General features: G+C 59.6%; 20 protein-coding genes. 19 read left to right on the top strand and 1 reads right to left on the bottom strand.

The window, feature by feature from the left end:
- Window positions 1–38: 38 nt before the first annotated feature.
- Window positions 39–821, bottom strand: a complete 783-nt coding sequence (gene map / locus M1B35_RS05205) for a type I methionyl aminopeptidase (RefSeq protein ID WP_268261400.1) — start codon at window positions 819–821, stop codon at window positions 39–41.
- 407 nt (window positions 822–1,228) lie between these two features.
- Between map and rpsB the strand changes: the two genes are divergently transcribed.
- The 19 genes from rpsB to M1B35_RS05110 all read left to right on the top strand — a co-directional run bounded on the left by rpsB (window position 1,229) and on the right by M1B35_RS05110 (window position 23,919).
- Entirely contained in the window at window positions 1,229–1,966 is a 738-nt protein-coding gene (gene rpsB, locus M1B35_RS05200; RefSeq protein ID WP_003219330.1) for a 30S ribosomal protein S2, read from the top strand.
- Between the two features lie 199 nt (window positions 1,967–2,165).
- Window positions 2,166–3,029 (top strand): translation elongation factor Ts, encoded by an 864-nt coding sequence (gene tsf / locus M1B35_RS05195; RefSeq protein WP_123336700.1) that lies wholly within the window; start codon window positions 2,166–2,168, stop codon window positions 3,027–3,029.
- Between the two features lie 206 nt (window positions 3,030–3,235).
- Entirely contained in the window at window positions 3,236–3,979 is a 744-nt protein-coding gene (gene pyrH, locus M1B35_RS05190; protein ID WP_011059526.1) for a UMP kinase, read from the top strand.
- Window positions 3,976–4,533, top strand: coding sequence for a ribosome recycling factor (frr, locus tag M1B35_RS05185; protein WP_123336698.1), 558 nt, complete (start codon window positions 3,976–3,978; stop codon window positions 4,531–4,533). Before pyrH ends, frr begins: the two co-directional genes overlap by 4 nt.
- Window positions 4,534–4,549: 16 nt before the next feature.
- Window positions 4,550–5,305, top strand: coding sequence for a polyprenyl diphosphate synthase (gene uppS, locus M1B35_RS05180; RefSeq protein WP_268261399.1), 756 nt, complete (start codon window positions 4,550–4,552; stop codon window positions 5,303–5,305).
- Entirely contained in the window at window positions 5,305–6,111 is an 807-nt protein-coding gene (locus M1B35_RS05175) for a phosphatidate cytidylyltransferase (RefSeq protein ID WP_123336695.1), read from the top strand. Before uppS ends, M1B35_RS05175 begins: the two co-directional genes overlap by 1 nt.
- Complete coding sequence (gene ispC / locus M1B35_RS05170; RefSeq protein ID WP_123336693.1) at window positions 6,108–7,298, top strand: 1-deoxy-D-xylulose-5-phosphate reductoisomerase; 1,191 nt, start codon at window positions 6,108–6,110, stop codon at window positions 7,296–7,298. Before M1B35_RS05175 ends, ispC begins: the two co-directional genes overlap by 4 nt.
- 53 nt (window positions 7,299–7,351) lie before the next feature.
- Window positions 7,352–8,704: a sigma E protease regulator RseP gene (gene rseP, locus M1B35_RS05165; protein ID WP_123336691.1), complete on the top strand. Its 1,353-nt coding sequence runs from the start codon at window positions 7,352–7,354 to the stop codon at window positions 8,702–8,704.
- 74 nt (window positions 8,705–8,778) lie between these two features.
- Window positions 8,779–11,166, top strand: coding sequence for an outer membrane protein assembly factor BamA (bamA, locus tag M1B35_RS05160; protein WP_123336689.1), 2,388 nt, complete (start codon window positions 8,779–8,781; stop codon window positions 11,164–11,166).
- 45 nt (window positions 11,167–11,211) lie between these two features.
- Window positions 11,212–11,715: an OmpH/Skp family outer membrane protein gene (locus tag M1B35_RS05155; protein ID WP_010444737.1), complete on the top strand. Its 504-nt coding sequence runs from the start codon at window positions 11,212–11,214 to the stop codon at window positions 11,713–11,715.
- A gap of 3 nt (window positions 11,716–11,718) precedes the next feature.
- The gene (gene lpxD / locus M1B35_RS05150) at window positions 11,719–12,774 is read left to right on the top strand and encodes a UDP-3-O-(3-hydroxymyristoyl)glucosamine N-acyltransferase (RefSeq protein ID WP_123336687.1); all 1,056 of its coding nucleotides are present in this window, start codon (window positions 11,719–11,721) and stop codon (window positions 12,772–12,774) included.
- Between the two features lie 109 nt (window positions 12,775–12,883).
- Window positions 12,884–13,324 (top strand): 3-hydroxyacyl-ACP dehydratase FabZ, encoded by a 441-nt coding sequence (fabZ, locus tag M1B35_RS05145; RefSeq protein WP_095146541.1) that lies wholly within the window; start codon window positions 12,884–12,886, stop codon window positions 13,322–13,324.
- Window positions 13,321–14,097: an acyl-ACP--UDP-N-acetylglucosamine O-acyltransferase gene (lpxA, locus tag M1B35_RS05140; protein WP_123336686.1), complete on the top strand. Its 777-nt coding sequence runs from the start codon at window positions 13,321–13,323 to the stop codon at window positions 14,095–14,097. Before fabZ ends, lpxA begins: the two co-directional genes overlap by 4 nt.
- 2 nt (window positions 14,098–14,099) lie before the next feature.
- The gene (gene lpxB, locus M1B35_RS05135) at window positions 14,100–15,230 is read left to right on the top strand and encodes a lipid-A-disaccharide synthase (RefSeq protein ID WP_123336684.1); all 1,131 of its coding nucleotides are present in this window, start codon (window positions 14,100–14,102) and stop codon (window positions 15,228–15,230) included.
- An 11-nt stretch (window positions 15,231–15,241) separates the two neighbouring features.
- The gene (gene rnhB, locus M1B35_RS05130; protein ID WP_123336682.1) at window positions 15,242–15,874 is read left to right on the top strand and encodes a ribonuclease HII; all 633 of its coding nucleotides are present in this window, start codon (window positions 15,242–15,244) and stop codon (window positions 15,872–15,874) included.
- A gap of 69 nt (window positions 15,875–15,943) precedes the next feature.
- A complete protein-coding gene (gene dnaE, locus M1B35_RS05125) occupies window positions 15,944–19,465 on the top strand; it encodes a DNA polymerase III subunit alpha (protein WP_268261398.1) in 3,522 nt (1,173 codons plus the stop codon).
- Between the two features lie 152 nt (window positions 19,466–19,617).
- Window positions 19,618–20,565, top strand: a complete 948-nt coding sequence (locus M1B35_RS05120) for an acetyl-CoA carboxylase carboxyltransferase subunit alpha (protein ID WP_268261397.1) — start codon at window positions 19,618–19,620, stop codon at window positions 20,563–20,565.
- A gap of 131 nt (window positions 20,566–20,696) precedes the next feature.
- Entirely contained in the window at window positions 20,697–22,013 is a 1,317-nt protein-coding gene (gene tilS / locus M1B35_RS05115) for a tRNA lysidine(34) synthetase TilS (RefSeq protein WP_268261396.1), read from the top strand.
- A 274-nt stretch (window positions 22,014–22,287) separates the two neighbouring features.
- Window positions 22,288–23,919: a CTP synthase gene (locus M1B35_RS05110; RefSeq protein ID WP_123336674.1), complete on the top strand. Its 1,632-nt coding sequence runs from the start codon at window positions 22,288–22,290 to the stop codon at window positions 23,917–23,919.
- The last annotated feature ends 1 nt before the right edge of the window (window position 23,920 follow it).

Genomic DNA, 23,920 nt, shown 5'->3' with positions numbered 1-23,920 from the left:
TCCTTTCTATCTAGTAGGTCAGGGCATGGCGCCGCGGATCAGGCCGATACGCGGGGGATGGTGTCATCGCTGCGCAGGGTGAAGATCTCGTAACCAGTTTCGGTCACCAAGAGGGTGTGTTCCCACTGGGCGGAGAGCTTGCGGTCCTTGGTGATGGCGGTCCAGCCGTCGCCCAGCACTTTGGTGTCGGCCTTGCCCTGGTTGATCATCGGCTCGATGGTGAAGGTCATGCCGGCCTTGAGTTCCATGCCGGTGCCTGCGCGACCGTAGTGAAGGATCTGCGGCTCTTCGTGGAACACCTTGCCGATGCCGTGGCCGCAGAACTCGCGCACCACGGAAAAGCCGTTTTTCTCGGCGTGCTTCTGGATCACTTCACCGATGTCCCCCAGGCGGCAGCCGGGCTTGACCAGCTCGATGGCCTTGTACATGCATTCCTGGGTGATCTGCGACAGGCGCTCGGCCCAGACCGGCACGCTGCCGACGTGGAACATGCGGCTGGTGTCGCCGTGGTAGCCGTCTTTGATCACGGTCACGTCGATGTTCAGGGTGTCGCCATCCTTCAGCGGTTTCTCGTTGGGGATACCGTGGCAGACCACGTGGTTGATCGAGGTGCAGATCGACTTGGGGAAGCCTTTGTAGTTCAGCGGCGCGGGAATGGCTTGCTGCACGTTGACGATGTAGTCGTGGCAGAGGCGGTCCAGCTCTTCGGTGGTGACGCCGGGTTTGACATGCTCGGCAATCATTTCCAGGACGTCGGCGGCCAGTTTGCCGGCGACACGCATTTTGGCGATGTCCTCGGGGGTTTTGAGGGTGACGGTCATACAGGCTCTCTTGACGCGCAATGGCGCGATAAACACGGAAATGGCTTGAGAACACGGGTGTTGCCGGTGGCGCCGGCAGCGGTTCGCTGGGGTTGCACAAGCCGCAAAGGGGCGATTCTAACAGAGGCACGCGGCAAATCTGAGGCTCTGAGCGTGCTTCTCCTCTATTCAATGGAGCATTTTGCCGCGATTCCAAGGGGTTGGAGAAAGCCTCGGCGGGTTAACACTGAATCGCGGTTCCGTTTTCGACCTTGCTGTGGTATAAAATGCGCCGCTTTCCGGGGATGCCCCGAAAAGCTTAAATCCACACACGTGTCGACACGATGACCTGGGTGCCGGAAGCTTTCATGCTGCTGGTTGGTCATTGGGATACGTGGAGGCCAAACCCGACTTATTAAGGAACTATCATGTCCCAAGTCAACATGCGCGATATGCTGAAGGCCGGTGTGCACTTCGGTCACCAAACCCGTTACTGGAACCCGAAAATGGGTAAATACATTTTCGGCGCGCGTAACAAGATCCACATCATCAACCTTGAAAAAACCCTGCCAATGTTCAACGAAGCTCTGACTTTCGTAGAGCGTCTGGCCCAGGGCAAAAACAAGATTCTGTTCGTCGGCACCAAGCGTTCCGCTGGCAAGATCGTTGCTGAAGAAGCAGCACGTTGCGGTTCGCCGTACGTCGATCACCGCTGGTTGGGCGGCATGCTGACCAACTTCAAAACCATCCGTGCTTCCATCAAGCGTCTGCGTGACCTTGAAGTGCAAGCCGAAGACGGCACTTTCGCCAAGCTGACCAAGAAAGAGGCGCTGATGCGCACTCGCGACCTGGAAAAGCTGGATCGTAGCCTGGGTGGTATCAAGGACATGGGCGGTCTGCCAGACGCACTGTTCGTTATCGACGTTGATCACGAGCGCATCGCGATCACCGAAGCCAACAAGCTGGGCATCCCGGTTATCGGCGTAGTCGATACCAACAGCAGCCCAGAAGGCGTTGACTACATCATCCCAGGCAACGATGACGCAATCCGCGCTATCCAGCTGTACATGGGTTCGATGGCTGACGCTGTAATCCGTGGTCGCAACCACGTTGCTGGCGGTACCGAGCAGTTCGTTGAAGAAGCTCCGGTAGCTGCAGCTGAGTAATTGACGCCTTGGCGTTGACTCAGTAAGCAAAAAGGGGGCTTGGCCCCCTTTTTGCCAACTCGGAAATCATTTGAAGGTGGCGACCCTGCTGTTTTGTAACGCGGGGCGTCTATTAAGTGTTTTCGGGGCAGAGCCCAAGAATTGAACGCCCGTTCGATCGGGTGGAATGGTTGAAAACCTATCCAAGAGGAATTTGAAAATGGCAGAGATTACTGCGGCGTTGGTTAAAGAACTGCGCGAGCGTACCGGCGAAGGCATGATGGATTGCAAAAAGGCCTTGACCAAGGCTGGCGGCGACATCGAGAAAGCCATTGATGATATGCGTGCTTCCGGCGCCATCAAGGCTGCCAAGAAAGCAGGCAACGTTGCTGCTGAAGGCGCTATCGCTATCAAAGAAGACGGCAAAGCTGCCGTCATCATCGAAGTTAACTCGCAGACCGACTTCCTGGCCCTGCAAGACGACTTCAAAAACTTCGTTGCTGCCAGCGTTGAAAAAGCGTTTGCCGACAAACTGACCGACGCAGCTCCGCTGATCGCCGCTCAGGAATCGGCTCGTGAAGCCCTGGTTGCCAAAGTTGGCGAGAACGTCAATATCCGTCGTCTGGCGCGTATCGAAGCTGACGTGCTGGGTTCGTACCTGCACGGCAACAAGATCGGTGTTGTGGTAGCCCTGAAAGGCGGCAACGCTGAACTGGCTAAAGACATCGCCATGCACGTAGCGGCCAGCAACCCCGAGTTCCTGCTGCCTTCGCAAGTTTCCGCTGAAGCCATCGAACGCGAAAAAGCCGTGTTCCTGAGCCTCAACGAAGACAAAATGAAGGGCAAGCCTGCTGAAATCGTCGAGAAGATGATCGCCGGCCGTATCAGCAAGTTCCTGGCTGAAGCCAGCCTGGTTGAACAAGCCTTCGTTAAAAACCCAGAAGTGACTGTAGGTACTCTGGCTAAGCAAGGCGGCGCTGAAATCGTTTCCTTCACTCGCTTCCAAGTGGGCGAAGGCATCGAGAAGCCAGTCGACAACTTCGCTGAAGAAGTTGCGGCTCAGCTGGCTGCCAGCAAGCAATAAGACGGTTTTTCAACTGTCGCCCAGAAGAGGCTGCCCGCTCACGCGCGCAGCCTCTTTTCAAATGGGCAGGGATTTAATTTTTTTCCGTCGGAACCGGTTTACAAAGTCGTGTTCTGATGGCGCTGTGACAGCGTCAAGCTAGAGTGAACGCAGGCTGTAAACAGCCCGCAAAGATTTTTTTAAATACGCCGCAGGAGAGATTCGCAATGGCTCAGCAGGGCAGTGGTTATCAAGCTCGCTATAAACGCATTCTACTCAAGCTTAGCGGCGAGGCCCTGATGGGCTCGGAAGAGTTCGGGATCGATCCCAAGGTACTGGATCGCATGGCGCTGGAAGTCGGCCAGTTGGTGGGCATCGGCGTTCAAGTCGGCCTGGTGATTGGCGGCGGCAACTTGTTCCGCGGTGCGGCCTTGAGCGCGGCCGGCATGGATCGGGTCACAGGCGACCACATGGGCATGTTGGCCACTGTGATGAATGCCCTGGCGATGCGTGATGCGCTGGAACGTGCGAATATCTCTGCCATCGTGATGTCGGCTATTTCCATGGTGGGTGTGACCGATCACTACGATCGTCGCAAAGCCATGCGTCACCTGAACTCCAAAGAAGTCGTGATTTTCGCGGCCGGTACCGGCAACCCGTTCTTCACCACTGACTCTGCGGCCTGCTTGCGCGCAATCGAGATCGATGCCGACGTCGTACTCAAGGCCACCAAGGTCGATGGTGTCTACACCGCAGACCCATTCAAAGACCCGCATGCCGAGAAGTTCGATCATCTGACCTACGATGAAGTACTGGATCGCAAGTTGGGGGTCATGGATCTGACGGCCATCTGCCTGTGCCGCGACCACAAGATGCCGCTGCGCGTCTTTAACATGAACAAGCCCGGCGCCCTGCTGAATATCGTGCACGGTGGCGCTGAAGGAACCCTGATCGAGGAAGGCGAACAATGATCAACGAAATCAAGAAAGACGCTCAAGAGCGCATGGCAAAATCCCTGGAATCCCTGAGCCATGCCTTTGGCCAGATCCGTACAGGCAAGGCGCACCCAAGCATCCTGGGCAGCGTGATGGTGCCTTACTACGGCGCTGACACCCCGCTGAGCGGCGTGGCCAACGTGACCGTGAAGGACTCCCGGACCCTGCAGGTCGTGGCGTTTGAGCGCAACATGCTCGCGGCCGTCGACAAGGCGATCCAGAGCGCTGGTTTGAACCTCAACCCGACCAACCTGGGCGAGTTGCTGCTGATCTCCATGCCGGCCTTGACCGAAGAAACCCGTAAGGGCTTCACCAAGCAGGCTCGCAGTGCTGCCGAAGACGCCCGTGTTGCCGTGCGCAACATCCGTCGTGACGCTTTGAGCGAGTTGAAGAAGCTGGTCAAGGACAAGGAAATCAGCGAAGACGAAGAGCGCCGTGCTGCTGCCGACATTCAAAAGCTGACCGATAAGGCTGAAGCTGATATCGACGCAGCGACCAAGGCAAAAGAAGCGGACCTGATGGCCGTATAAGGGTCAGGGCGCCTTCATGGAAAAGACCAAGCAGACTGTGCCTTCCGTGGTGCCGCGCCATGTCGCGATCATCATGGATGGCAATAATCGCTGGGCCAAAAAACGCTTTATGCCGGGTGTTGCCGGGCATAAGGCGGGCGTCGATGCGGTACGCGCGGTCATTGAGGTGTGTGCCGAGGCCAAGGTCGAGGTGCTCACCCTGTTCGCGTTCTCCAGTGAAAACTGGCAGCGGCCGGCGGATGAAGTCAGTGCGTTGATGGACCTGTTCTTCAAGGCTCTGCGTCGTGAGGCCAAGCGCCTTAACGAAAACAACATCAGCCTGCGGATCATTGGTGACCGTTCGCGCTTTCATCCTGAGTTGCAGGCGGCGATGCAAGAGGCTGAGGCCATTACCGCCGGCAGCGACCGTTTCATCCTGCAGATCGCCGCCAACTATGGCGGTCAGTGGGATATCGCCCAGGCTGCGCAGCGCTTGGCGCGAGAAGTTCAGGCCGGTCACCTGCGGCCGGAGGACATTACTCCGGACCTGTTGCAGACCTGCCTGGCCACTGGCGACTTGCCCTTGCCCGACCTGTGTATCCGCACGGGCGGTGAACACCGCATCAGCAACTTCCTGCTATGGCAGCTGGCGTACGCCGAGCTGTACTTCTCCGACCTGTTCTGGCCGGACTTCAAACACGATGCCATGCGTAATGCACTGGCCGATTATGCATCTCGCCAGCGGCGCTTCGGTAAAACGAGCGAGCAGGTCGAGGCTGGAGCCCGGGTTTAATGCTTAAACAACGAATCATTACTGCGCTGATCCTTCTGCCGATCGCCTTGTGCGGGTTTTTCCTGCTCACCGGCTCCGGCTTCGCGCTGTTTATCGGTCTGGTGGTGACCCTGGGCGCCTGGGAGTGGGCGCGCTTGGCAGGTTTCGAGGCGCAATCGGCCCGTGTGGGCTACGCGGTGCTGGTGGCGGTGCTGTTGTTCCTGATGCACTTGGTGCCCGGTGTGGCGCCTTGGGTGCTGGGGGCGGCGGTGCTGTGGTGGGCCTTGGCGACCTTTCTGGTGCTGACCTATCCAGGCACCAGTGGCCACTGGGCGGGGGCGGCGGCCAAGTTGGTGATCGGTCTGCTGATCCTGTTGCCGGCCTGGCAGGGGCTGGTGTTCATCAAGCAGCAGCCGCTCGGCAACTGGTTGATCCTGGCGGTGATGGTTCTGGTGTGGGGTGCGGACATTGGCGCCTACTTTTCCGGCAAGGCCTTCGGCAAGCGCAAGCTGGCACCGCAGGTCAGCCCGGGCAAGAGCTGGGAAGGGGTCTACGGCGGCTTGCTGTTGAGCCTGCTGATTACCCTGGTGGTCGGGTTGGTGCGTGATGCCTCTGCCGGGCAGATCGTGCTGGGCTTGCTGGGCGCCGCGTTGGTGGTGTTTATCTCGGTCGTGGGTGACTTGACCGAGAGCATGTTCAAGCGTCAGTCAGGGATCAAGGACAGCAGCAACCTGCTGCCTGGTCATGGTGGCGTGCTGGACCGCATTGACAGCCTGACGGCGGCAATTCCGGTGTTTGCCGTGCTGTTGTGGATGGCGGCATTGTGAGTCGCGTGCAACAAGTCACTGTGCTGGGGGCTACCGGCTCCATCGGCCTCAGTACCCTGGATGTGATTGCTCGGCACCCGGACCGCTACCAGGTGTTTGCCCTGACGGGGTTCAGTCGCCTGGCCGAATTGCTGGCCTTGTGTATTCGCCATGTGCCACGTTTTGCCGTGGTGCCCGAGGCGGCTGCAGCGGCTGGCTTGCAGGACGATTTGCGCGCGGCCGGTTTGGCGACCCAGGTGCTGGTGGGGGAGGAGGGGCTGTGCCAAGTGGCTTCAGCCCCTGAAGTCGACGCGGTGATGGCGGCGATCGTCGGTGCCGCGGGCTTGCGTCCGACCCTGGCCGCCGTCGAGGCGGGTAAAAAGATTCTGCTGGCCAATAAAGAAGCGCTGGTCATGTCCGGCGCCTTGTTCATGCAGGCGGTGCGCAAGAGCGGCTCGGTGCTGCTGCCCATCGACAGTGAACACAACGCGATTTTCCAATGCATGCCCTCGGATTTTTCTCGTGGTTTGAGCGCTGTGGGTGTGCGTCGTATTTTGCTGACGGCCTCGGGCGGTCCATTCCGCCAGACGCCCATGGCTGAGCTGGAGCATGTTTCGCCGGAGCAGGCGTGCGCCCATCCCAACTGGTCCATGGGGCGCAAGATCTCCGTGGACTCGGCCAGCATGATGAATAAAGGGTTGGAGTTGATCGAGGCGTGCTGGCTGTTTGATGCACAGCCGTCGCAAGTCGAGGTGGTGATCCACCCGCAAAGCGTGATCCATTCCCTGGTGGATTACGTGGATGGCTCGGTGCTGGCGCAACTGGGTAACCCGGACATGCGCACGCCGATCGCCAATGCCCTGGCTTGGCCTGAACGTATCGATTCGGGTGTGGCGCCCCTGGATCTGTTTGCCGTCGCCCGCCTGGACTTCCAGGCGCCGGACGAGCAGCGGTTCCCGTGCTTGCGCCTGGCGCGCCAGGCGGCGGAGGCGGGCAACAGCGCGCCGGCCATGCTGAATGCGGCCAACGAGGTAGCGGTTGCTGCGTTTCTTGAACGGCGCATCCGCTATCCCGAGATCGCGAGTATCATCGATGAAGTTTTAAACCTCGAACCCGTGGTGGCAGTCAATGAACTGGACGCGGTGTTTGCGGCGGATACCAAGGCTCGAGCCCTGGCCGAGCAATGGCTGCAGCGCAACGCTCGATAAGCATTGTGAGCCGCCCAAGCGGCCGGCACCGGATAGGATTGCGGAGAAAGTAGATGAGCGCGCTCTATATGATTGTCGGCACCCTGGTTGCTCTGGGTGTGCTGGTCACCTTCCACGAATTCGGCCATTTTTGGGTTGCGCGTCGTTGCGGCGTCAAGGTGCTGCGCTTCTCCGTGGGCTTCGGCATGCCCCTGCTGCGCTGGCACGACAAGCGTGGTACCGAGTTCGTCATCGCCGCCATTCCCCTGGGCGGCTACGTGAAAATGCTCGACGAGCGTGAAGGCGATGTTCCTGCCGATCAGCTCGATCAGTCGTTCAATCGCAAGTCCGTTCGTCAGCGCATCGCTATTGTCGCGGCGGGTCCGATTGCCAACTTTTTGCTGGCCCTCGTGTTTTTCTGGGCTCTGGCAATGCTCGGCAGCCAGCAGGTGCGTCCAGTCATTGGCGCGGTCGAGGCTGGCAGTATCGCCGCCAAGGCCGGCTTGAGTGCAGGTCAGGAGATCGTCGCCATTGATGGCGAGCCGACCTCCGGTTGGGGGGCGGTGAACCTGCAGTTGGTACGGCGCTTGGGCGAAAGCGGTGCGTTGCAGCTTTCGGTGCGCGAGCAGGGTTCTACGGTCGATTCGCCGCGAGAACTGGTGCTGGATCAGTGGCTCAAGGGGGCCGACGAGCCGGATCCGATCCGTTCCTTGGGGATTCGTCCTTGGCGCCCGTCCTTGCCGCCGGTTCTGGCTGAGCTGGATTCGAAAGGTCCGGCCCAGGCGGCTGGGCTGAAAACCGGTGATCGGCTGCTGGCCCTGGATGGCCAAGCGCTGACCGATTGGCAGCAGGTCGTGGATTGGGTGCGCGTTCGCCCGGATGCGAAAATCGTCCTGCAGGTTGAGCGCGACGGTGCTCGCCTCGATGTCCCGGTCACCCTGGCCAGTCGCGGTGAAAGCAAGGCGCCCAATGGTTATCTGGGGGCTGGTGTGAAGGCCGTCGATTGGCCGCCAGAGATGATTCGCGAGGTCAGCTACGGCCCGCTTGCCGCCATTGGTGAAGGTGCCCGGCGTACCTGGACCATGAGCGTATTGACCCTCGAATCCCTGAAGAAAATGTTGTTCGGCGAGCTCTCGGTAAAAAACTTGAGTGGACCGATAACCATTGCTAAAGTGGCGGGCGCTTCTGCCCAGTCGGGCGTCGCTGATTTCTTGAATTTCCTTGCTTATCTGAGTATTAGCCTGGGTGTTCTGAATTTGTTGCCCATCCCGGTACTGGATGGGGGGCATTTGTTGTTCTATCTGATCGAGTGGGCGCGTGGTCGTCCCTTGTCGGATCGGGTGCAAGGTTGGGGGATACAGATCGGTATCAGCTTGGTGGTCGGAGTGATGTTGCTTGCTCTGGTCAACGATCTGGGTCGTCTGTAACGCTTCGCTGAATTGCGAATCTGCCGCATTTTGCGGCAGTTTGTTTATTGCCAGTTGGAATAAGAAAGGACTTCATGAAACGTCTGCTGCTAACTGCGGTTCTCACCGTATTGATGATCGCCGAAGTTCACGCCGAGTCCTTCACTATCTCCGATATTCGCGTCAACGGCCTCCAGCGGGTCTCCGCGGGTAGCGTCTTTGGTGCCTTGCCGTTGAACGTCGGTGAACAGGCGGATGACCGTCGCCTGGTGGAATCCACTCGTGCCCTGTTCAAAACCGGGTTCTTCCAAGATATCCAGCTGGGCCGCGATGGCAACGTCTTGGTTATCACGGTAGTCGAGCGCCCGTCTGTCGCCAGTATCGAGATTGAAGGCAACAAAGCGATCTCTACTGAAGACCTGATGAAAGGCCTCAAGCAATCCGGTCTGGCCGAAGGCGAGATTTTCCAGCGCGCGACCCTTGAAGGTGTACGTAACGAGCTGCAGCGCCAGTACGTCGCCCAGGGTCGTTACTCCGCCACCGTTGAAACCGAAGTGGTGCCGCAGCCGCGCAACCGCGTAGGCCTGAAGGTCAATATCAACGAAGGCACCGTAGCGGCCATCCAGCACATCAACGTGGTGGGCAACACTGTCTTCCCTGATGAAGACCTGATCGGCCTGTTCGAACTGAAGACCACCAACTGGTTGTCGTTCTTCAAGAACGACGACAAGTATGCCCGTGAAAAACTCTCCGGTGACTTGGAGCGCCTGCGTTCCTACTACTTGGATCGTGGCTATATCAACATGGATATCGCTTCGACCCAGGTGTCGATTACACCGGACAAGAAACACGTCTACATCACCGTCAACGTCAACGAAGGCGAGAAGTACAGCGTTCGCGACGTCAAGCTCAGCGGCGACTTGAAAGTGCCTGAAGACCAGGTCAAGGCCCTGTTGCTGGTGGAAAAAGGCCAGGTGTTCTCGCGCAAACTGATGACCACCACCTCCGAGCTGATCACCCGTCGCCTGGGTAACGAGGGTTACACCTTCGCCAACGTCAACGGCGTGCCACAGCCCCATGATGAAGATCACACCGTAGACATCACTTTTGTCGTCGATCCAGGCAAGCGTGCCTACGTCAACCGCATCAACTTCCGTGGCAACACCAAGTCCGAAGACGAAGTGCTGCGTCGTGAAATGCGTCAGATGGAAGGTGGCTGGGCGTCGACCTACCTGATCGATCAGTCCAAGACCCGTCTTGAGCGCCTGGGCTTCTTCAAGGAAGTCAACGTCGAAACCCCGGCTGTTCCGGGTGTCGATGACCAGGTTGACGTGAACTACGCCGTTGAAGAACAAGCTTCCGGTTCGATCACTGCCAGTGTCGGTTTCGCCCAGAGCGCGGGCCTGATCCTCGGTGGTTCGATCACTCAGAACAACTTCCTGGGTACCGGTAACAAGGTCAGCATCGGTCTGACGCGCAGTGAATACCAGAGCCGCTACAACTTTGGCTACGTGGACCCCTACTGGACCGCCGATGGCGTGAGCCTGGGTTACAACGCCTTCTATCGCACCACTGATTACAAAGACCTCGACGTCGACGTGGCCAGCTACGCAGTAGACAGCCTGGGTGCCGGCGTCAGCGTGGGTTACCCGATCAGTGAAACGGCGCGTCTGACCTTCGGCCTGACCGCGCAACAAGACAAGATCAAGACCGGCCTGTACACCGTCGACGAAATTTTCGACTTCGTGAACAAGCAGGGCGATAGCTACCTGAACTTCAAGGCTTCGGCCGGCTGGTCCGAGTCGACCTTGAACAAAGGCGTGCTGGCCACCCGTGGTCACTCCCAGAGCCTGGTTCTGGAAGCCACAACCCCGGGCAGCGACCTGTCGTTCTTCAAACTCGACTACCGTGGCCAGGTGTTCGCGCCGTTGACCGACACCTACACCATGCGTTTGCACACCGAGCTGGGTTATGGCGACGGTTATGGTTCCACTGACGGCTTGCCGTTCTACGAGAACTACTATGCTGGTGGTTTCAACTCGGTTCGTGGCTTCAAGGACAGCACCTTGGGTCCTCGCAGTACGCCGAGTCGTGGTGTTGGCCGTACCGGTAACGTCGGTACAGCGGCGGATCCGGATCAGGACCCTCTGCCATTCGGCGGTAACGTAATGATTCAAGGTGGTGCCGAGTTGTTGTTCCCGCTGCCATTCGTCAAGGATCAGCGTTCGTTGCGTACCTCGCTGTTCTGGGATGTGGGTAACGTTTTCGACTCCAAGTGCGAGAAGGTGACCAACACCAGCGGTCTGAAGTCGAACACACAGTGCAACGATATCAGTCTCAGCAACCTCGCCAGTTCCGTCGGCGTGGGTGTGACTTGGGTCACCGCTCTGGGTCCATTGAGCTTCGCCCTGGCGATGCCGATCAAGGAACCGGATAACGCTGAAACCCAAGTGTTCCAATTCTCCCTCGGCCAGACTTTCTAAAAGCCTGACCCAAGATAACGACAATGGATTTTGTAGGAGTGCATCGTGCGTAAGTTGACTCAATTGGTTCTCCTGGCGACTGTCCTGGTAGCGACCCCGGCCTTTGCCGAAATGAAAATCGCGGTCCTGAACTATCAAATGGCCTTGCTGGAATCGGACGCGGCGAAGAAATACGCAGTGGACGCCGAGAAGAAGTTCGGCCCGCAACTGACCAAGCTGAAAACCCTGGAAAGCAGTGCCAAGGGCATCCAGGATCGTCTGGTAGCCGGTGGCGACAAGATGCAGCAGGGCGAGCGTGAGCGCCTTGAGCTGGAATTCAAGCAAAAGGCCCGTGACTTCCAGTTCCAGTCCAAGGAACTGAACGAAGCCAAAGCCGTTGCCGACCGTGAAATGCTCAAGCAACTGAAGCCGAAGCTGGACAGCGCGGTTGAAGAAGTGATCAAGAAAGGTGCTTTCGACCTGGTCTTCGAGCGTGGCGCTGTGATCGATGTCAAACCTCAGTACGACATCACTCGCCAAGTCATCGAGCGCATGAATCAGCTGAAGTAAGCCATGACCGCGACTATGAAACTCGGCCAATTGGCCGAGTTCCTCGGCGCCACCCTGTGTGGCGACCCGGAGAAGAACATCACTGGGCTAGCCACCTTGCAGGAGGCTGGCCCAGCTCAGTTGAGCTTTTTGGCAAATCCCCAATACCGCAAGTACCTGGTAGACAGCCAGGCTGGCGCCGTGCTGCTTAAGTCGGCCGACGCTGAAGGTTATGCCGGTGATGCGCTGGTGGTGGCTGATCCTTACCTGTCCTACGCGCGGGTTTCCCATCTGTTCGATCCCAAGCCCAAGGCGGCGGCGGGCATCCATCCATCCGCAGTGATTGCCGATGATGCTTGGGTCGACCCGGCAGCCAGCATCGGGCCCTATGTGGTGATCGAGAGTGGTGCGCGAGTGGCGGCAGGCGTGACCGTCGGCGCTCATTGCTTTATCGGTGCGCGCAGCGAAATCGGCGAGGGCGGCTGGCTGGCTCCGCGGGTGACGCTGTACCACGATGTGCGTATCGGCCAGCGTGTGGTGATTCAGTCGGGCGCCGTGCTGGGGGGTGAAGGTTTCGGTTTCGCCAACCAGAAAGGCGTCTGGCAAAAGATTGCCCAGATTGGTGGCGTGACCGTCGGCGATGACGTGGAGATTGGCGTGAACACGGCCATCGACCGCGGTGCGCTGGCCGACACCATCATTGGTAACGGCGTGAAGCTGGATAACCAGATCCAGATTGCCCACAACGTGCAAGTTGGCGATCACACTGCCATGGCCGCCTGTGTGGGGATTTCCGGCAGCACCAAGATTGGCAAGCACTGTATGCTCGCCGGTGGCGTGGGGTTAGTGGGCCACATCGATATTTGCGACAACGTTTTCTTGACCGGCATGACCATGGTCACCCACTCGATCACCGAGCCGGGTTCCTATTCGTCCGGTACCGCCATGCAGCCTGCTGCCGAATGGCGTAAAAGTGCAGCACGTATCCGTCAGCTCGATGACATCGCGCGACGCTTGCGGCAACTGGAAAAGCGCGTTGGGGACGTGACCCCTGACGGCAATGCTTCATCAGAAGGCTGAGACCATTTCCATATCAAGTGTGTACAGCCGCTAGCGGCCTCCTTGATTTGCTAGAGGCGTGTGCGTTCAGTCGCACACTCCCACTCTTTACTACAGGCTTCCCCCCGAAATGATGGACATCAACGAGATTCGCGAATACTTGCCTCACCGCTACCCTTTCCTGTTGGTGGATCGGGTGGTGGACCTGGACGTTGAGGGCAAGTGCATTCGTGCCTACAAGAATGTCAGCATCAACGAACCTTTCTTCAATGGTCACTTTCCTGCGCATCCAATCATGCCGGGCGTGCTGATCATCGAAGCCATGGCTCAGGCTGCCGGCATTCTTGGTTTCAAGATGCTGGACGTGAAGCCTGCTGATGGCACCCTTTACTATTTCGTCGGCTCCGACAAGCTGCGCTTCCGCCAGCCTGTGCTGCCGGGCGATCAACTGATCCTTGAAGCCAAGTTCCTCAGCTGCAAGCGGCAGATCTGGAAGTTCGAGTGCCAGGCTTCGGTCGATGGCAAGCCGGTCTGCTCGGCTGAAATCATCTGTGCGGAACGCAAACTATGAGTTTGATTGACCCTCGCGCAATCATCGATCCGACGGCCGTACTGGCCGCCGACGTTGAGGTTGGCCCGTGGTCGATCGTCGGCGCTGGTGTGGAAATCGGCGAGGGTACAGTGATCGGGCCCCATGTGATTCTCAAGGGCCCAACCCGGATCGGTAAGCACAACCGCATCTACCAGTTCTCGTCGATTGGTGAGGACACGCCGGACCTGAAGTACAAGGGTGAGGAAACTCGCCTGGTGATAGGCGATCACAACGTGATCCGTGAAGGCGTGACCATTCACCGTGGCACCGTTCAGGACCGTTCTGAAACCACCCTGGGTGATCACAACCTGGTGATGGCCTATGCCCATATCGGCCATGACAGTGTGATCGGCAACCATTGCATCCTGGTCAACAACACAGCGTTGGCTGGGCATGTGCACGTTGACGACTGGGCGATTCTCTCGGGTTTCACCCTGGTGCATCAGTACTGTCATATCGGCGCCCACAGCTTCTCCGGCATGGGCACCGCCATCGGCAAGGACGTTCCAGCGTTCGTCACCGTGTTCGGCAACCCGGCCGAGGCACGCAGCATGAACTTCGAAGGCATGCGCCGTCGTGGTTTCAGCGAAGACGCGATCCACGCTCTGCGTCGCGCTTACAAGGTGGTCTACCGTCAAGGGTTGACCGTCGATCAGGCGCTCGCCGGTCTGGCCGAGCCCGCTGCACAGTTTCCCGAAGTCGCGATCTTCCGCGATTCGATCCAGTCGTCGACCCGCGGCATTACCCGCTAACCATGGCTACTTTGCGTGTTGCGCTGGTAGCTGGCGAGGCTTCCGGCGACATTCTCGGCGCCGGTCTGATGCGCGCCCTCAAGGCCCAGCATCCTGATGTCGAGTTCATGGGCGTCGGTGGCCCGTTGATGCAGGCCGAAGGGCTGACGTCCTACTTCCCCATGGAGCGCCTGGCGGTCATGGGCCTGGTAGAAGTCCTCGGGCGTTTGCGTGAGCTGCTGGCCCGCCGTAAAAAACTCATTCAAACCCTGATCGCCGAACAGCCGGATGTGTTTATCGGCATCGACGCGCCTGACTTCACCCTGAATATCGAACTCAAGCTGCGTCAGGCCGGGATCAAGACGGTGCATTACGTCAGCCCCTCGGTCTGGGCCTGGCGGCAGAAGCGTGTGCTGAAGATTCGCGAAGGCTGCGATCTGATGCTGACCCTGTTCCCGTTCGAGGCGCGCTTCTACGAAGAAAAGGGCGTGCCGGTGCGTTTTGTCGGGCATTCCCTGGCCGACGCCATTCCCCTTGAGGCGGACCGGGCGGCAGCCCGAGCCGAGCTGGGCTTGCCTGAAGGCCCCCTGGTGGCCTTGATGCCGGGCAGTCGCGGCGGCGAAGTCGGGCGCCTGGGGGCGTTGTTCCTTGACGCTGCGCAGCGCCTGCGGGCCCTGCGCCCAGGCGTGCGTTTTGTTATGCCGTGCGCCAGCCCCGAACGGCGCGCGCAGTTGGAAGAATTGCTGGCCGGTCGCGACCTGCCTCTGACCTTGCTCAATGGCCAGTCCCATCAGGCCCTGGCGGCCTGTGATGCGGTGCTAATTGCCTCCGGAACCGCGACCCTCGAAGCGTTGCTCTACAAGCGTCCGATGGTGGTGGCTTACCGCCTGGCGCCGCTGACGTTCTGGATTCTAAAGCGCATGGTCAAGAGCCCCTATATCTCCCTGCCGAACTTGCTGGCCCAACGTCTGTTGGTGCCTGAGTTGCTGCAGGATGATGCGACTGCAGAGGCGCTGGCCCAGACCTTGTCGCCGTTGATCGAGGGCGGGCAAGAGCAGACCCGGGGCTTTGACGAAATCCATCGCACCCTGCGTCGCGATGCCTCCAATCAGGCCGCTGAGGCGGTGCTGAATCTGATCGGAAAACCTTCATGAGTCAGGCAAAAATGCAGATGGGACTGGATTTCTCCCTGGTGGCCGATGCCCAGGACCTGGTAGCCGGCGTCGATGAAGTCGGTCGTGGCCCCTTGTGCGGTGCGGTGGTGACGGCGGCGGTGATCCTCGATCCCAATCGGCCGATTCTCGGTCTCAACGACTCGAAGAAACTCACCGAGGCCCGTCGTGAAAAACTGTACGACGAAATTTGCGAAAAGGCCCTGAGCTGGTGCATTGCCCGGGCTGAAGTCGAGGAAATCGACGAGCTGAATATTCTTCACGCCACTATGCTGGCCATGCAGCGTGCGGTGGAGGGGCTGAGCATTACCCCGAAACTGGCGATGATCGATGGCAATCGCTGCCCGAAACTGGCGATGCCGGCTGAAGCCGTGGTCAAGGGCGATAGCAAGGTGCCGGCGATCGCTGCGGCGTCGATTCTGGCCAAGGTCAGTCGCGACCGCGAGATGGCGGCGTTTGAGTTGATCTACCCAGGCTATGGCATTGGCGGCCACAAGGGCTATCCGACGCCCGTCCATCTGGAAGCCCTGGCCCGCCTGGGGCCGACTCCGATCCATCGGCGCTCTTTTGCGCCTGTGCGCCAGGCCTACGAGCTGCGTGAGAGCTTGAGCAAGATGCAGCCTTGAGGCTGATGTTTTAGTCGAGGCCCGGTACAATCCGGGCCTTGTTGTTTTTGCGCTATTTACAGGATCACTATGCCGGCTTCATTCGTTCACCTGCGCCTGCACACTGAATACTCCCTGGTCGATGGCCTGGTGCGTATCAAGCCCTTGGTCAAAGCCCTGGCGGGCCTGGGCATGCCAGCCGTAGCCGTGACCGATCAGAACAACATGTGTTCCCTGGTCAAGTTCTACAAGGCCACCATGGGGTCCGGGATCAAGCCGATCTGTGGCGCCGACCTGTGGCTGTCGAACAAGGACCCCGATAACCCCCTGAGCCGCATCAGCCTGCTGGTGATGAATGCCGTGGGTTATCGCAACCTGACCGAGCTGATTTCCCGCGGCTTTATCGATGGCCAGCGCAATGGTCAGATCATCATCGAGCGCGAATGGGTGGCCGAGGCGGCTGAAGGCCTGATCATGCTGTCGGCGGCCAAGGAGGGCGAGATCGGCATGGCGCTGATCGCCGGCGATCTGGAACTGGCCGAGACCCTGGCCCGCGAGTGGATGGCGGTGTTCCCGGATCGCTTCTACCTGGAAATCCAGCGCACCAATCGCGCCAATGATGAAGAGCAACTGCACGCCGCTGTGGCCCTGGCGGACAAGCTGGGTGCGCCGCTGGTGGCGACCAACGACGTGCGCTTCATCAAGCAGGAAGATTTCGAGGCGCACGAAACCCGCGTTTGCATCGGTGAGGGCCGGGCCCTCGACGATCCGCGGCGTTCGAAGAACTACAGCGATCAGCAGTACCTGAAAAGCCCGGAAGAGATGGCCGAGCTGTTCAGTGACCTGCCCGAGGCCCTAGAAAACACCGTCGAAATTGCCAAGCGCTGCAATATCGAGGTGAAACTGGGCACGCACTTCCTGCCCAACTTCCCGATTCCCGATGGCATGACCATCGACGAGTACTTCCGCAAGGTGTCGTTCGACGGCTTGGAAGAGCGCTTGGCGGTGTTGCTGCCCCGAGACACCACCGAGGACTACGAGGCCAAGCGCCAGGTGTATGTCGATCGGTTGAATTTCGAGCTGGATATCATCATCCAGATGGGCTTCCCCGGTTACTTCCTGATCGTGATGGACTTTATCCAGTGGGCCAAGAGCAACGGCGTGCCGGTGGGCCCAGGCCGCGGATCGGGTGCCGGGTCGCTGGTGGCCTATGTACAGAAGATCACCGACCTCGACCCCCTGGAATACGACCTGCTGTTCGAACGTTTCCTTAACCCGGAACGGGTCTCCATGCCCGACTTCGACGTCGACTTCTGCATGGACGGCCGGGATCGGGTGATCGACTACGTGGCCGAGAAATATGGTCGCAACGCGGTAAGCCAGATCATCACCTTCGGTTCCATGGCGGCCAAGGCGGTGGTACGCGACGTGGCGCGGGTGCAGGGCAAGTCCTATGGCTTGGCCGACCGTCTGTCGAAGATGATCCCCTTCGAAGTCGGCATGACCCTGGAAAAAGCCTACGAGCAGGAAGAAATCCTCCGGGACTTCATCAAGGTCGATGAAGAAGCGGCGGAAATCTGGGAGATGGCCCGCAAGCTCGAAGGCGTTGTGCGTAACGTGGGCAAGCACGCCGGTGGTGTGGTGATCGCGCCGACCAAGCTGACTGACTTCTCGCCGATTTATTGCGACGAAGAAGGTGATGGCCTGGTGACCCAGTTCGACAAGGATGATGTCGAAGCGGCGGGCCTGGTGAAGTTCGACTTCCTCGGCCTGCGGACCCTGACCATCATCGATTGGGCCCTGAAGACCATCAACCGCGACCGCGCCAAGGCCGGTGAAGAGCCGCTGGATATCGCCTTCATCCCCCTGGACGACAAGCCGACGTACAGCCTGTTGCAGAAAGCTGAAACCACTGCGGTGTTCCAGCTTGAATCCAGAGGCATGAAGGAGCTGATCAAGAAGCTCAAGCCCGACTGCCTGGAAGACTTGATCGCACTGGTGGCCCTGTTCCGTCCGGGCCCACTGCAATCGGGCATGGTGGATGACTTCATCAACCGTAAGCACGGTCGCGCCGAGCTGGCTTATCCGCACTCGGACTATCAGTACGAGGGTCTCAAGCCGGTCCTGGCACCGACTTACGGCATCATCCTGTATCAGGAACAGGTGATGCAGATCGCCCAAGTCATGGCCGGTTACACCCTCGGTGGTGCGGACATGCTGCGGCGAGCCATGGGTAAGAAAAAGCCCGAAGAAATGGCCAAGCAGCGTGGCGGCTTTATTGAGGGCTGCGCCACCAACAACATCGACCCGGACCTGGCGGGTAACATTTTCGACCTGGTGGAAAAGTTCGCCGGTTACGGCTTCAACAAATCCCACTCCGCCGCCTACGGCCTGGTGTCCTACCAGACCGCCTGGCTCAAGGCCCATTACCCGGCGCCCTTTATGGCGGCGGTGCTGTCTGCGGATATGCACAACACCGACAAGGTCGTGACCTTGATCGAAGAAGTGCGGACCATGAAGTTGCGCCTCGACGCGCCGGACGTGAATACCTCTGAGTTCAAGTTCACGGTGAACGCCGAAGGCCGCATCCTGTATGGCCTTGGGGCGATCAAGGGCGTGGGTGAAGGTCCGGTGGAAGCGATTACCGAGGCGCGCGAAGCGGGGCCGTTCAAGGACCTGTTCGACTTTTGCGCCCGGGTCGACCTCAAGCGCATCAACAAACGCACCCTGGACGGCCTGATTCGCAGTGGCGCCCTGGATCGCCTGGGGCCGTACTTCCATGACGAGCCCAAAGCTTATCAAGCCAGCATCGACCAGAACCGCGCCGTGCTGTTGGCGGCCATGGAAGAGGCGATCAAGGCGGCGGAACAGACCGCGCGTACCCACGACAGTGGCCACGCCGACCTGTTTGGCGGTGTGTTCGTCGAGGAGGATGCGGATGTCTATGCCAATCATCGCAAGGCCAAAGAACAGACCCTCAAGGAACGCCTGAAAGGGGAGAAAGACACCCTTGGTCTGTACCTGACCGGGCACCCGATCGATGAGTACGAAGGCGAAATCCGCCGTTTCGCCCGGCAGCGCATCATTGACCTGAAGCCAGCGCGGGATACCCAGACGGTGGCGGGCATGATCATCGCCCTGCGGGTGATGAAGAATAAAAAGGGCGACAAGATGGGCTTTATCACCCTCGACGACCGTTCGGGGCGGATTGAAGCGTCCTTGTTTGCCGATGCCTTCCATTCGGCGCAGTCCCTGCTGCAGACCGATGCGATGGTGGTGGTCGAAGGGGAGGTCAGCAATGACGACTTTTCCGGCGGCCTGCGCTTGCGGGTCAAGCGCGTGATGAGTATGGAAGATGCCCGGACCAACCTGGCGGAAAGCCTGCGGCTGAAGGTGCATACCGAAGCCCTGAAGGGCGATCAGCTACGCTGGCTGGGCGAGTTGTGCAAGCGCCACCGCGGGGCTTGCCCGATTACCATGGAGTACACCCGGGAGGATGCCAAAGCCTTGCTGCAGTTCGGCGAAGGCTGGCGGATCGATCCGGCGGACAGCTTGATTCAAGCCCTGCGTGACCAGTTCGGGCGAGACAACGTCTTCCTCCAATACCGTTGATGGTCAGGTGCCGTTCGTTGTCGTTATTGAGCGTGCCCTGATCTCGACCCCATTTTTAATCTCGACCTGAACGCGCCTCTCCCTTAAGGTAGGCGCGAATAGACAACCGGCCGGCCCAAGCTCTCTTGGATGTCGACCCAAGACGGACGCCTATGAACCCGAATTTTCTAGATTTCGAACAGCCGATCGCCGACCTGCAAGCCAAGATCGAAGAGTTGCGCTTGGTCGGTAATGACAATTCGCTGAATATCGGCGATGAGATCTCCCGCCTGCAGGACAAGAGCAGCACGCTCACCGCGGACATCTTCGGCAAGCTGACCAGCTGGCAGATTGCGCGTCTGGCGCGTCACCCACGTCGTCCGTACACCCTGGACTACATCGAGCACATCTTCACCGAGTTCGACGAGTTGCACGGCGACCGTCACTTCTCGGATGACGCCGCGATTGTCGGCGGTGTCGCTCGTCTGGACGACCAGCCAGTGATGATCATCGGCCACCAGAAAGGCCGTGAAGTGCGCGAGAAGGTTCGCCGCAACTTCGGGATGCCGCGTCCCGAGGGCTACCGCAAGGCGTGCCGTCTGATGGAAATGGCTGAACGTTTCAAAATGCCGATCCTGACCTTTATCGACACGCCGGGCGCCTACCCGGGCATCGACGCTGAAGAGCGCAACCAGAGCGAAGCCATTGCCTGGAACCTGCGGGTCATGGCACGCCTGAAGACCCCTATCATCGCCACCGTGATCGGTGAAGGTGGTTCCGGTGGTGCGCTGGCCATTGGCGTCTGCGACCAATTGAACATGCTGCAATACTCGACATACGCGGTGATCTCCCCTGAGGGCTGTGCGTCGATCCTGTGGAAAACCGCCGAGAAGGCACCGGATGCTGCTGAAGCCATGGGTATCACCGCCGAGCGTCTGAAAGGCCTGGGTATCGTCGACAAAGTCATCGGCGAACCACTGGGTGGCGCACACCGTGACCCGGTCACCGCTGCCGCGTCGATCCGTGCCGAGCTGACCTCGCAATTGGCGATGCTCAAGGGCATGGATAACGACACGCTGCTGGCCCGTCGTTACGACCGCCTGATGAGCTACGGCCTCTGATCGAGCGTCGTTCCCTCTTGTAGGGGCGCGCCGGCTCGTGTGGCGGTGAAGCGGTCGATCTGATCGATTGCTTCATGCTTCGCGGGCCAGCGTAACGCCGACCGGCCGCTCCTACAGGTCTTGATAGGCTCATGAATTCTCTCTCCGCCACACTGCTGCAAAACCTGGCACCCTGGCGCGACTCCCCCGCGTGGCATATCGCATTCTCTGGCGGTCTTGATTCCACGGTATTGCTCCATCTCTTGGCCGACCTGTCCCGGCATCAATCTCTGCCTCCTCTGAATGCGCTGCATGTCCATCATGGCTTGCAAGCGGCGGCTGATGCTTGGCCGGCACATTGTCAGGCGGTATGCGATGCCTTGGGCGTGCCATTGCAAGTACTCGAGGTCCAGGTTGAGCCGGGTGCAAGCCTGGAACGGGCAGCCCGTGAGGCGCGCTATGCGGCCTTCGAAACGCGGGTGGGTATCGATGAACTGCTGTTGACCGCCCAGCATCGTGACGATCAGGCGGAAACCCTGCTGTTTCGGCTATTGCGTGGCGCGGGGGTACGTGGGTTGGCGGCGATGCCTGCTGTGCGGCCGCTGGGCGGCGGTCATTTGCTGCGTCCGTTGTTGCAGGCTTCGCGTGCCGATCTTGAGCGCTATGCGCTTGAGCGTCAGTTGCACTGGATTGAAGACCCCTCCAACGGCGACCGTCAGTTCTCCCGCAACTACCTGCGCCATGAGGTTTTTCCGCGGCTCACGGAGCGCTGGCCGCAAGCCGTCGGGTGCATGGCCCGCAGCGCCTCGCACATGAGCGAGGCGCAAGGGCTGCTTGATGAGCTGGCACAGATGGATCTGGCGGCAGCGCGTGAATCCGGGGCGTTCGACTGGCTGGCTGTGCCTTCGCTGTTACTGGCCCCCTTGCAGGGGGTGTCTGAGGCGCGCCAGCGCAATGCCTTGAGTCATTGGCTGAGCTCGCTGACTCGGTTGCCGGATGCCGAGCACTGGGCGGGCTGGCAGACATTGCGGGACGCCGCGGGTGATGCGCGGCCGCTCTGGCGCCTGGCCGATGGCGAGCTGCACCGCACCGGCGGACGGCTCTGGTGGTTGCACGGGGCCTGGTTGCGTGACCTGCAACCGGCGGCTGATTGGCTTGCCCCGCAATACCCGTTGCAGCTGCCGGACAATGGCCACTTGTCGTTCAGCGGGCAGGTGCCGTCGGGGCCGTTGCAGGTGCGTTATCGCCAGGGCGGTGAGGTCATGCACTTGCCTGGGCGTGGGCATCGCGACTTGAAGCGCTTGCTCAACGAGAGCGGCCTGCCGGTGTTCGCCCGTGGCAGATTGCCGCTGCTGTACCGGGACGGGCAACTGCTGGCGGTGGCGAATCTGCCAGGGCTTGTCGCAAACGCCCATGATTGCTGGCAATTGCATTGGCAGCCGCCGAACAGCGATCAAGGTTTGAGCTGAAAGGGGCTTTCCGGTAGACTACGCTCCCTTCTTGATACAACTTCTGTGGATTCGCCTGAATTACAGAAGTTGCCGATTACCAAGCAGTCTTTGCTGGGCGATTCCAAAAAATGTGTAGCGAGCAACGTACCGGTGTTTTCACTTCCGGTCTGTCCCAACGCGGCGGTTTTTTTGAAAGGTGCACTGTGATTAATGCAGGTGATCGGGGGCTTCGGCCTTCCTTCGCTTTCCCCGGCGGCTCGGACCGCTTTAACGCAGACTTCTAGGGTTTTTCATGACGCGCTACATATTCGTCACGGGCGGTGTTGTTTCTTCATTGGGGAAAGGCATTGCCTCGGCTTCATTGGCGGCCATCCTGGAGGCGCGGGGACTTAAGGTCACCATGCTCAAGCTGGACCCGTACATCAACGTCGACCCGGGCACCATGAGCCCGTTCCAGCACGGTGAAGTGTTCGTCACCCATGACGGCGCCGAGACCGACCTGGACCTGGGCCACTACGAGCGGTTCATCCGCACGACCATGACCCAGAACAACAACTTCACCACCGGCCGTGTCTACGAGCACGTGCTGCGCAAAGAGCGCCGCGGTGATTACCTGGGCGCCACCATTCAGGTGATCCCGCACATCACCGACGAAATCAAGCGCCGCATCATCAAGGGCGCCGGTGATGCCGACGTGGCCATGGTCGAGATCGGCGGCACCGTGGGTGACATCGAGTCGCAACCGTTCCTCGAAGCCATCCGTCAATTGCGTTTCGAGGTCGGCGCCAAGCGCGCGATGCTGATGCACTTGACCCTGGTTCCGTACATCGCCACGGCTGGCGAAACCAAGACCAAGCCAACCCAGCATTCGGTCAAGGAACTGCGTTCCATCGGCCTGCAGCCGGACGTGCTGGTGTGCCGCTCCGATCACCCGATCGATATTTCCTCGCGTCGCAAGATCGCCCAGTTCACCAACGTTGAAGAGCGTGCGGTGATTGCCCTGGAAGACGCCGACACCATCTACAAGATCCCGGGCATCCTGCATTCCCAGGGCTTGGACGATTTCGTCGTCGAGCGTTTCGGCCTGCAATGCGCCGGTGCCGATCTGTCCGAATGGGAAGCCGTGGTCGACGCCAAGCTCAACCCTGAGCACGAAGTCACCATCGCCATGGTCGGCAAGTACATGGAGCTGCTGGACGCCTACAAGTCGCTGATCGAAGCGATGAGTCACGCCGGCATAAGCAATCGCACCAAGGTCAATCTGCGCTACATCGACTCCGAAGACATCGAGAACCAAGGCACTGCGCTGCTGGAAGGCGTCGACGCGATCCTGGTTCCGGGTGGCTTCGGTCTGCGTGGCGTGGAAGGCAAGATCACTGCCGTGCAATATGCTCGCGAAAACAAGGTGCCGTACCTGGGCATCTGCCTGGGCATGCAAGTGGCGGTCATCGAGTTCGCCCGTAACGTACTGGGCTGGAAAGACGCCAACTCCACCGAGTTCGACCGCGCCAGCGGCCACCCGGTCGTGGGCCTGATTACCGAGTGGGAAGACGCCACCGGTGCCGTGGAAACCCGTACCGAAGCGTCCGATCTGGGCGGCACCATGCGCCTGGGTGCTCAGGATTGCCTGCTGGAAGCTGGCTCCAAGGTTCACGATTGCTACGCCAAGGACGTGATCGTCGAGCGTCATCGTCACCGTTACGAAGTGAACAACAACCTGCTGCCGCAGTTGATCGAAGCCGGCCTGAAGATCTCCGGTCGCTCCGGTGACGGCGCGTTGGTTGAGGTGGTCGAAGCCCCGGATCATCCATGGTTCGTCGCTTGCCAATTCCACCCTGAGTTCACCTCGACGCCACGTGACGGTCACCCACTGTTCAGCGGCTTCGTCAAAGCAGCATTGGCTCAACACCAGAAGAAGGCCTGAA

Origin of the sequence: Pseudomonas morbosilactucae, assembly GCF_023241665.1 — a bacterium.
In the GTDB taxonomy this organism is placed as follows: Bacteria; Pseudomonadota; Gammaproteobacteria; order Pseudomonadales; family Pseudomonadaceae; genus Aquipseudomonas; species Aquipseudomonas morbosilactucae.
Note: the sequence above shows the minus strand (reverse complement) of the source record. Positions and strands in the feature narration are given on the sequence as shown.

Coding starts and splice junctions, on each gene's coding strand:
- map (WP_268261400.1), bottom strand. CDS start 821: ATGACCGTCACCCTCAAAACCCCCGAGGACATCGCCAAAATGCGTGTC.
- rpsB (WP_003219330.1), top strand. CDS start 1,229: ATGTCCCAAGTCAACATGCGCGATATGCTGAAGGCCGGTGTGCACTTC.
- tsf (WP_123336700.1), top strand. CDS start 2,166: ATGGCAGAGATTACTGCGGCGTTGGTTAAAGAACTGCGCGAGCGTACC.
- pyrH (WP_011059526.1), top strand. CDS start 3,236: ATGGCTCAGCAGGGCAGTGGTTATCAAGCTCGCTATAAACGCATTCTA.
- frr (WP_123336698.1), top strand. CDS start 3,976: ATGATCAACGAAATCAAGAAAGACGCTCAAGAGCGCATGGCAAAATCC.
- uppS (WP_268261399.1), top strand. CDS start 4,550: ATGGAAAAGACCAAGCAGACTGTGCCTTCCGTGGTGCCGCGCCATGTC.
- M1B35_RS05175 (WP_123336695.1), top strand. CDS start 5,305: ATGCTTAAACAACGAATCATTACTGCGCTGATCCTTCTGCCGATCGCC.
- rseP (WP_123336691.1), top strand. CDS start 7,352: ATGAGCGCGCTCTATATGATTGTCGGCACCCTGGTTGCTCTGGGTGTG.
- bamA (WP_123336689.1), top strand. CDS start 8,779: ATGAAACGTCTGCTGCTAACTGCGGTTCTCACCGTATTGATGATCGCC.
- lpxD (WP_123336687.1), top strand. CDS start 11,719: ATGACCGCGACTATGAAACTCGGCCAATTGGCCGAGTTCCTCGGCGCC.
- fabZ (WP_095146541.1), top strand. CDS start 12,884: ATGATGGACATCAACGAGATTCGCGAATACTTGCCTCACCGCTACCCT.
- lpxA (WP_123336686.1), top strand. CDS start 13,321: ATGAGTTTGATTGACCCTCGCGCAATCATCGATCCGACGGCCGTACTG.
- lpxB (WP_123336684.1), top strand. CDS start 14,100: ATGGCTACTTTGCGTGTTGCGCTGGTAGCTGGCGAGGCTTCCGGCGAC.
- rnhB (WP_123336682.1), top strand. CDS start 15,242: ATGCAGATGGGACTGGATTTCTCCCTGGTGGCCGATGCCCAGGACCTG.
- dnaE (WP_268261398.1), top strand. CDS start 15,944: ATGCCGGCTTCATTCGTTCACCTGCGCCTGCACACTGAATACTCCCTG.
- M1B35_RS05120 (WP_268261397.1), top strand. CDS start 19,618: ATGAACCCGAATTTTCTAGATTTCGAACAGCCGATCGCCGACCTGCAA.
- tilS (WP_268261396.1), top strand. CDS start 20,697: ATGAATTCTCTCTCCGCCACACTGCTGCAAAACCTGGCACCCTGGCGC.
- M1B35_RS05110 (WP_123336674.1), top strand. CDS start 22,288: ATGACGCGCTACATATTCGTCACGGGCGGTGTTGTTTCTTCATTGGGG.